We start from the raw sequence: 8,147 nt of genomic DNA on the forward strand, positions 1-8,147 counted from the left end.
TTGGATACAGGAATACCTGAACCGATGAGTTCCGGGGGTTCCACGGCAACGTAATCCGGAGACAGGGCTGCTGCGGCAGCTGAGGTGGGCACGTTGTTCGTGCAGACAATGGTGGCAAGACCTGTTCTCTTTGCGGCCTGCACGGAAGCATCGATCTCAGCAAGCGTAAGCCGTCTTTCGGAGTGGTTTATGAGAGTGCCCACAGCTCCAGCGTCCTTGATACATCTGGAGAAGGCATGGCCTGTAAAGCTGCCAGCACCCACGCTGTCAAGGTGCTGTGAATATACAGGTATGTCCACCTGAGAAGCCACTCTGTAGATATCACAGAACTGCGGGGCAACTGCAATGTCAATGCCCGAATCGTCTGCAACGTCCTTACATGCCTGTGCAATCTTTACTGAGTTCTCTCCTGTGCCTTCAAGATATGTCTTCAGGTTCAACACTATCATAATTGAGCTGATCTTAACCCCTCCTGAAAAAAGCGTGTGCAATGCACACGCTCAGAAATCTGTCATGACCCTGAACTGGTCGATCTCTGATTTGTTCATGCCTTCTATGAATTTCTCTGCTACCTGCCTTACATCCCTGGCGTTGGTAATGGCACGGCCTACCACAAGGATATCGGCTCCTGCTTCCAGAGCTACTGGCATGGTGTCTATGCGTATACCGCCTGCCACTGCCACCAGCACCTTATGGGATTCGGTGGACATAGCCTTAATCTTGGCAATGTTGCCCCATGCGTGTTCTGTTTCCTCGATATCGATACCGCGATGCAGTTCCACAACATCGGGCAGTGAGCCCAGTTTTTTGAGCTCGTTGAGCACTGCGACAGGATCTTCGCAGTTGAGGGTGTCCATTACAGCATATATGCCGGTCTTGTGTGCCTCTTCGATGGCCTTCTGGAGAGTTGAGACCGGTGCAAGGGCTGAGATCACAATGGCATCTGCTGTTGCATCTGCGACCATGCGGGCTTCGAGGTTGCCTGTATCCAGGGTCTTGAGGTCTGCAACGATGAAGGCGTCAGGCCGCACCTCACGCAGCTGGGAAATGACATCCACACCATAGCGTTTTATGAGCGGAGTGCCAGCTTCGAGGATCACGTGATCGCTCTTTGGGATCTGGGCGACGATACTGCGGATGGCGGCTATATTGGGATTGTCAAGAGCAACCTGCAGGTATGGAGCATCCCAGAGCCTTGTGACCTTGAATCCCATGATGCCGTGGGCAGCCCTGTCCTTCTCTTTCATAACTGTTTCCACGCTTGGGAAGCCTTCCATGGCCCTCTTGAGAGCCAGCTTGGTGGCACCGTAGTTGTACCTGTAGATCCTGTTGTAGTCCGTTGCCTCCGGGTGTATGAACACGCTGGCTACGATCACAAGGTCTTCCACATCCTTTTTGTCGATGACGCCTTCTTCAACGGCATCTGCAACAGCCTTTGCCACGGCTGCCTGGGCAGGACCGAAGATCTGAGCTGCCTGTCCCATGTTCTTCACAGTAACTTTTGGGACGATGAGCGTGGAGGGTTTGGCTGGCAGGTTGGGACGGATGACTGACAAAAGAGGGGTGTGCCCGGCGGACAGCTGGGTAAGTCCGTTTGCAAAGGCAAGTCCTACAGGACCGTTCTTGTCACCAATGATAAGGTCTACGTGTGCGAGTTCTGGTTCCTCGCCGATGAGTGCTTCTCCGACTAGTAACATACTTCACCTACAAAATTGCATCAATAAAGACTATATATACTCTTCATATGCGACTTTATATAAGTCAGTGATGGAAACTGGCGCATTTTATATTATGTTTGCGATGGGGTATGTAGGGAAAAGTATTGTTTTATAGAGAAGGTTCTGCCAAAAACAGATCTTTTATGTGTTTAGTATGAACATTTCCCCAACGAATTGAACACCAGGGAGTTCAGGCACTTGCAACATCAACCTTTGCGATCTCGCCAAGCACCCTGGCCTGTTCCTCGGTAACTTCAAGCACCAGCTCGATGGCTTCCTTGATGTTCTCCAGAGCTTCCTCTTTGGTATCCCCTTCACTTATCGCTGCCGGAAGTTCCAGACAGCGTGCAGTGTATCCACCTTCTTCTGCAACCTCAAGGACTATTGTGTACTGCATGATTATTCATTAGCAGTTCTTGTATAAAGATGCATTTGCGAGGGAAAGCCGGGATAAGAGGATAAATTTCGCTTCAATTTTACTGTGATCTAATGTGAGATTTATAGCTGCTGCTGCTACACTTGATATGCAGATGGATCTGAGAGATGCAAGCAATTGCGGGACTGATAATCTCTGCCTTTATGGAAATGAATGGCCCAATAGCATGGAGAGCGGGACTTTGACACAAGAGAAGATAATGACTTCAACTCCTGCTGCAACAGATAAGCCTTATGTTGAAATTCGTGACGGGGACAAGAATAATGTGTTTTTCCTTGCTTCGCCGTGCAAGGCGGATCTGACGATTTCCATGGGTGATTGCCAGTGTTCGGATTACTACCCTAATGATAAAATATATACTGCTGCGGTGATTGATGAATGGGGTTATGGAATTGAACCTGCCAATGTCCTGAAGATGATTTGGTCTTCTGGAACTTCGATGGTGTCAACTGAAAATGCACCTGTTCAATATCAGTTAATTGATATGCATCATGTGCCTTTGTCTTTCCCAGGGCAGGTTTATTTGGGCAGGGATATTGAATTTGACTATGTGAATGAAGATGGCGAGAAGTCAAGGGTGACAACATATACGTATGGTTCAATACATGATGATCCTGTTGAGTTTGATGCTGCTTTGAGGTATCTGAGCAGCATGGGTGAAAATAGCAATGAACCCAATGCGTATATGAAAGAGTGGTATGAGAAAACTATGGAGGATAATAAAAAGAAAATGAATGTTCAAGAAGATATTGTTTACAAAATAACAGAAACGAGTGAACGAATTGAAGATAGTACTCGCAAAAGCAATTTTGCTTATCAGAGCATGAAATATTATAATTATGAGCAGGGCACAAAGTACAAGAAATGCGTGAAAGAGGATGGAATATTGCCACACCCAAAACAAACAATATCATGCGTGACTGTAAAGGGAACAGGATATCCTGATACTGAACCTAATTTCTGCTATGAGAAGAACTCTGATTCTGCAAGCCAGATGAAGTCAACACTTGCTGTTGGTGAAGTAGTGGGCGGGGTCATTCTTGGTTCTCTTTGCTCAGGAGGAGGACCAACAGGAATCTATAAGGGTTATTGCGCTGGCAATGTGATTTTTTCAGCTGCTACCACATATCTGCTTGCAGGCGTTGCTGCATCAGACAAATGGCCAAATGGGTTGAATCAGTAGATAAATAGCAGTTTATAACCCAACGGATAGATAGAAGCACAGATGCGGGAAAAGAAGGGATTTACCTTTCAATCCTTTACCTGTATATCGAAACCAAGCTCAATATTGCCGTCTTTTTTTGCAAAATCGCCTGCACTATCCAATTGCGTAGATATACTACCATCAGGTTTAAAACCAGTAATTGGAACAGGACTAACCCAAATATATAGACCTGAATCAGGGATTATTTCAATAATGTGGGACGCATCTTTAAATACAGGGTCTTGAAATTCGAGAGGTTTGTAGTCTTTTAAAGTATCCGATGTTACTCGTACAAAAATTTTGCTTTCAATATCTCTATTGTCCCGGCTGAAGCTAGCGGCTCCCTTGTATTTATCAACGAATGCTTGATTGAATACAGGATAATAGCCTTCAGTAAATACACTATCCATATATGTGAATCTGCCACTCACACCTCCAGAGATTTCTGGAGTTCTCCCATGGCCGTCTATTATAAAGTCGTTTTCTGGACCTTCAGGGAATAATATGTGTGTGTCGTAACCTATTAAATCAAATTTGAACTTCATTAGACCAAGATCGTAACTACCGTCGCCTCTTGGTATCATCAATTCAGGGAAACTAAGTCCCAGGAATTCTTCTTCTGTCATCATTTGTGTTGTTCCGTCTGGACGGGGGATCTCTCTTGGCCAGGTGAGCTTTTCTATGTCAATGACGCCGTCTGGCTGTTCGCCTGACTGTTCGGCTTGTTGCTGTTCGATTTTATCGTAGGATGATAAGGCTTTTTCGTATAATGGGTTGTTTGTTCCGTATGGGTCGGCATCTTTTGCACCTGTCGCTTTCTGGGCTTCGGTTGTAATGTCGTCCATAGGGTTCTCGGCACAGCCGCCGATAAATGTTGCAGCGCCTATCGTCAGCAGAGCTTTCAGGGAATCCGGCACACCTGATGAGCCGGAAGGGTCAGATAATAGCGAGCCTCTTGCGCCTGCGATACCGGCAAGACCGGAGAACATGGAAGATAACATGCTGGTGAGCAACAGCATGGACACCAGTATGGTGACTGGCTTCAGCCACCACTGGAAATACTGCTTGCTTGTCTGACCGGGGAATTCTTTAAAAAGCGATACATTGCTATTCGCTGAGGGATTTGCATATCCTGACATCAAATGACCACCTTATTACAGCCTGAAGGGAATTTAAGTGGGCTTGAAATTAATCTTTTCGGTTTTGTTCTGTAGCATTAGTCGGAGCGTAGTAAAACCGCCTAATTATACAGTCAAAAAACCCAATGTCCGGTTACATGAGAAACTAACCACAGAGCACACAGAGAGCGCAGAGGTATGGATTTATGGAATCTGACGCCTTCATCTCTGTGTGCTCTGTGTCCTCTGTGGTTTGATAATATTGTAGAAAATCAGCATTTTAACTTCTTTAACAGATATGCAGGAAAATTAATGTAGTCAGAATACCAGTTATAAATGTTAGTATGAGTGAAGTTAAAACAACTGTGGGTCTCCCCTCGGACTTTCCCCTGAACGTAAAAGTAAGTGAGGCCGAGATGCCGGGCTTTATAAAAAAGGTACTGGCAGTAGAACTCTATAGAGAGGGGAAACTATCTCTTGGAAAAGCCACTGAGCTTGCAGGATTCACCAGTAAATGGGAAATGCTCACCCTTCTTGATAGTAAAGGCGTGGCACTTCAATATTCTGTGGAAGATGTCGATGAAGACCTGAAAGTGTTATGAACGCTTGGTCTTCCGTTGATCATGTTGCTCAATTACCCTCTGCCAGGTAATTGCTCATGATACTGATAGCACAGTATTTACCGCACATGGTACAAGGACCCGGATCATCCGGACACATGGTCCTGGGTTTATCAGGGTCAAGCGCATGTTCCATCTGTCCTTCCCAGTCAAATCTCACACGCTTCCTGGCAAGTTCCAGATCCTTGCCACTTATACCGTATTTTATGGAATCTCCGATATGAGATGCTATCTTGAAGGCGACCAGACCTTCTCTTACCTGTTCCGGTGACGGAAGGGACAGATGCTCAGCCGGAGTGATATAACACAGGTAATCGGCACCTGCACCGCTTGCCATGCTTGCTCCCACAGCTCCTGCAATGTGATCATACCCTACAGCAATATCCGTTGGCAATGGACCTGCAACGAACAGAGGATAATCGGCAAGAGATCTATAGAACTGAACTTTTGCAGCAATGTCATTTGCCTGTATGTGCCCGCCCATACCTTCTATAATGACCTGCACTCCGTGCTCATGGGCCTCATGGGCAAGCTGCGCATTGCTCTCAGCCTCCATTTTATGGGCTTCGTCCCACAGATCATGGATACAGCCACTACGCATGGTGTTACCCAGAGAGAGCACAACATCTTTTTTCCTGAGGATCCCCATGATCTCATCAAAATGCTCAATGAAAGGGTTCTCACATTTCTCAGACAACATGAATACGCTTGTGAAAGATCCTCCCTTGGAGACCATACCCATGACCCTGCCTGTGCCTTTGATCCTGTCAAGCATCGTTTTCTGCACACAGTGCAGCACAACGGAACTCACACCTTCATCCACATGAGCTTTAAGGTAAGAAAGAATGTCATCTGCATTCATATCCATTAAGCCCTTTTCCACAACAGCCTGATAGATAGGCACTGTAGTTATCGGCAGGGACGTATTTTCAAAAATAGACTTCCGGATAGCAGAGATATCGCCGCCCATGGAAAGATCGGTTATGGTGTCCGCACCATATTTTTCTGCAATATGCGCCTTTTCTATCTCTTCACCCGGATGGATGGTGTCAGAAGAAGTGCCGAGGTTCACATTTACCTTAGTTGTCGCACCCTTGCCTATGGCAACGCACCGGCCATTATCCCTCTTCATGATAACGAGGCTGCCATCCGCAACCCTGGAAATGACTGTCTCTTCATCTATTTTCTCGATCTTAGAAATTAACTCCATTTCAGGGGTCAGTGTACCATCAAGTGCATGATCTATCTGAGTAGCTTTCATGAATATCTCCTGTAAGTGAGGAAAAGGCTTATGAATTTGTTCCTGCCCGGAGGAAGTATGGGTTATTTGTGTTTTATAGATTATGAGATACAGCTGCAACAAAAGATTTTAAATGTCATTTCACACGTATCATTCTGGACGGACAAAGGTCTGCAAGCACGCAAACATCACATTTTGGAGAGACCGGGCGGCATACATCCTGGCCGAACCTCACCAGCAGTTCATTGACGTATTGCCACAGTTCCCTGGGGACCACACGTTCGAGCTCGGTTTCCGTGTCCTCAGGAGCGTTCGTTGTAACCAGGCCAAGCCGATTGGAGATCCTGTGCACATGAGTATCCACTGCAATGGCATCCTTGCGAAAAGCATAAGTGAGTACACAGTTAGCGGTTTTTCTGCCCACTCCCGGCAGCTTGAGAAGCTCATCGATGTTATCCGGCACTTTACCCTCATACTCCTCAAGCAGTATCCTTGAGATCTCAATGATACGCCCGGACTTGACCCTGTAGAACCCCACGTCCTTTATCAGTTTCTCGATATCCTCAGGATCTGCTGTTGCCATAGCCTGCAGGGAACCATAGACACTGAACAGTTTCTCAGTTGTGGGAATAGTAACATCGTCCCTGGTGCGCTGTGACAGCACTGTGGAGATAAGCACATAGAAAGGGTCATTTATCCGGTCAAAAAAACCCGGAGTATATATGCCCCGCAAACGCGATATGACTTCAGACGCAAGCATGGGAACAGATTGTACCTGTGCCGACTTAAGCCTTTTTGAACATTATCAACGGAACTTAACCTGAGATCAGTATGAGAACTGGTATTCTTTGCAGTTACATCCATTAATATTTGTGTGCCCCGTGAGAATTACGGAGATGCGCCTGATATTTATGCTAAATGGTCCAATTGGATGCAATGACCGCAGTTCTAGATCTTGCTGTTTACGGATATGCAGGCCTTTTCCTGGCAAGCTTTCTGGCTTCCACAGTGCTGCCATTCGGTTCTGAAGCGCTGCTGTTGTTACTCATAAACAAAGGATTTGATCCCGTATTGCTGGTCATGGTCGCATCCGTGGGAAACTATTGCGGTGCATGCACCACATATTACATCGGCCTTGCGGGGCGCAAAGACCTTATTGAAAAATACCTGTCGATCCCACAGCAGCGTCTGGATAATGCCGAGAAGTGGTTCACTAAGTATGGTGTGTATTCCCTGCTCTTCACCTGGGTGCCGGTAATAGGCGATGCCATTACGGCCATGGGCGGTGTTATGAAACTTGATTTTAAGATCTTCTCTGTTCTTGTGTTCCTGGGAAAGCTGCTGAGGTATGTTGCAGTGGCCTGCATGGCTCTAGGACTGTTGTCCTGAAGGAACTGCATTGCATCCAAACGCTATATAAGATTATATTGAGAAAAATATATATAATTGAATGTTGCTTATATATTAACAAAGGAATGTGAACTGATGACAGACCCAAAAGAGCAACAGATCAGAAAACACTCACTTTTGATCCCCTTGGCCGTGGCCACCGGCACAATGATCGCTGTGGGTGTGTATGCAGTGATGCCCAGTGACCTGGCACTTTTCACAATAATAGCCGGGGCCATACTGGCAGGATTCTTCACCTACAGATACGTGAGGTCCCAGAAAACCTGATATAGCGTTGCAGCGATAGGCTTATAGAGAAGGAATACTATTCTACCCTGCTCAAAGGGCCTGTGGTCTAGCTGGTCATGACGTCGCCTTCACACGGCGGAGGTCGGGAGTTCGAATCTCCCCGGGCCCACTTT

At 46.5% G+C, this 8,147-nt stretch carries 10 protein-coding genes and 1 tRNA gene; 5 read left to right on the forward strand and 6 right to left on the reverse strand.

From position 1 onward, the window contains the following. The 3 genes from tpiA to AB7U21_RS08515 all read right to left on the reverse strand — a co-directional run. Nucleotides 1–449, reverse strand: a 449-nt coding sequence (tpiA, locus tag AB7U21_RS08505) for a triose-phosphate isomerase (protein ID WP_428388295.1), incomplete at its 3' end; no start/stop codon positions are given. A 51-nt stretch (nucleotides 450–500) separates the two neighbouring features. Continuing rightward, nucleotides 501–1,697, reverse strand: coding sequence for a bifunctional 5,6,7,8-tetrahydromethanopterin hydro-lyase/3-hexulose-6-phosphate synthase (locus AB7U21_RS08510; RefSeq protein ID WP_333787380.1), 1,197 nt, complete (start codon nucleotides 1,695–1,697; stop codon nucleotides 501–503). A 211-nt stretch (nucleotides 1,698–1,908) separates the two neighbouring features. Beyond that, nucleotides 1,909–2,115: a type II toxin-antitoxin system HicB family antitoxin gene (locus AB7U21_RS08515; RefSeq protein ID WP_292352729.1), complete on the reverse strand. Its 207-nt coding sequence runs from the start codon at nucleotides 2,113–2,115 to the stop codon at nucleotides 1,909–1,911. A 220-nt stretch (nucleotides 2,116–2,335) separates the two neighbouring features. Between AB7U21_RS08515 and AB7U21_RS08520 the strand changes: the two genes are divergently transcribed. Then, nucleotides 2,336–3,337, forward strand: a complete 1,002-nt coding sequence (locus tag AB7U21_RS08520; protein ID WP_428388298.1) for a hypothetical protein — start codon at nucleotides 2,336–2,338, stop codon at nucleotides 3,335–3,337. A 68-nt stretch (nucleotides 3,338–3,405) separates the two neighbouring features. Here AB7U21_RS08520 and AB7U21_RS08525 read toward each other — a convergent pair whose 3' ends face one another. Then, nucleotides 3,406–4,497, reverse strand: a complete 1,092-nt coding sequence (locus AB7U21_RS08525) for a hypothetical protein (RefSeq protein WP_428388300.1) — start codon at nucleotides 4,495–4,497, stop codon at nucleotides 3,406–3,408. A gap of 323 nt (nucleotides 4,498–4,820) precedes the next feature. Between AB7U21_RS08525 and AB7U21_RS08530 the strand changes: the two genes are divergently transcribed. Next, nucleotides 4,821–5,078: a UPF0175 family protein gene (locus tag AB7U21_RS08530; RefSeq protein WP_428388302.1), complete on the forward strand. Its 258-nt coding sequence runs from the start codon at nucleotides 4,821–4,823 to the stop codon at nucleotides 5,076–5,078. A 28-nt stretch (nucleotides 5,079–5,106) separates the two neighbouring features. On the opposite strand, the gene thiC is transcribed toward AB7U21_RS08530, so the two are convergent. Beyond that, nucleotides 5,107–6,357: a phosphomethylpyrimidine synthase ThiC gene (gene thiC / locus AB7U21_RS08535; RefSeq protein ID WP_428388304.1), complete on the reverse strand. Its 1,251-nt coding sequence runs from the start codon at nucleotides 6,355–6,357 to the stop codon at nucleotides 5,107–5,109. A gap of 115 nt (nucleotides 6,358–6,472) precedes the next feature. Continuing rightward, a complete protein-coding gene (locus AB7U21_RS08540; protein WP_428388307.1) occupies nucleotides 6,473–7,096 on the reverse strand; it encodes an endonuclease III domain-containing protein in 624 nt (207 codons plus the stop codon). Nucleotides 7,097–7,272: 176 nt separating this feature from the next. Between AB7U21_RS08540 and AB7U21_RS08545 the strand changes: the two genes are divergently transcribed. The 3 genes from AB7U21_RS08545 (at nucleotide 7,273) to AB7U21_RS08555 (ending at nucleotide 8,143) form a co-directional block, all read left to right on the forward strand. Then, nucleotides 7,273–7,725, forward strand: coding sequence for a YqaA family protein (locus AB7U21_RS08545; RefSeq protein WP_428388309.1), 453 nt, complete (start codon nucleotides 7,273–7,275; stop codon nucleotides 7,723–7,725). Nucleotides 7,726–7,821: 96 nt separating this feature from the next. Continuing rightward, nucleotides 7,822–8,013 carry a hypothetical protein gene (locus AB7U21_RS08550; RefSeq protein WP_333788403.1) on the forward strand — a complete coding sequence of 64 codons (192 nt, stop codon included), beginning with the start codon at nucleotides 7,822–7,824 and terminating at the stop codon, nucleotides 8,011–8,013. 56 nt (nucleotides 8,014–8,069) lie between these two features. After that, nucleotides 8,070–8,143 (forward strand) — tRNA-Val (locus AB7U21_RS08555). Nucleotides 8,144–8,147 lie beyond the last annotated feature (4 nt).

The organism is Methanomethylovorans sp., assembly GCF_050177135.1.
GTDB lineage: Archaea > Halobacteriota > Methanosarcinia > Methanosarcinales > Methanosarcinaceae > Methanomethylovorans.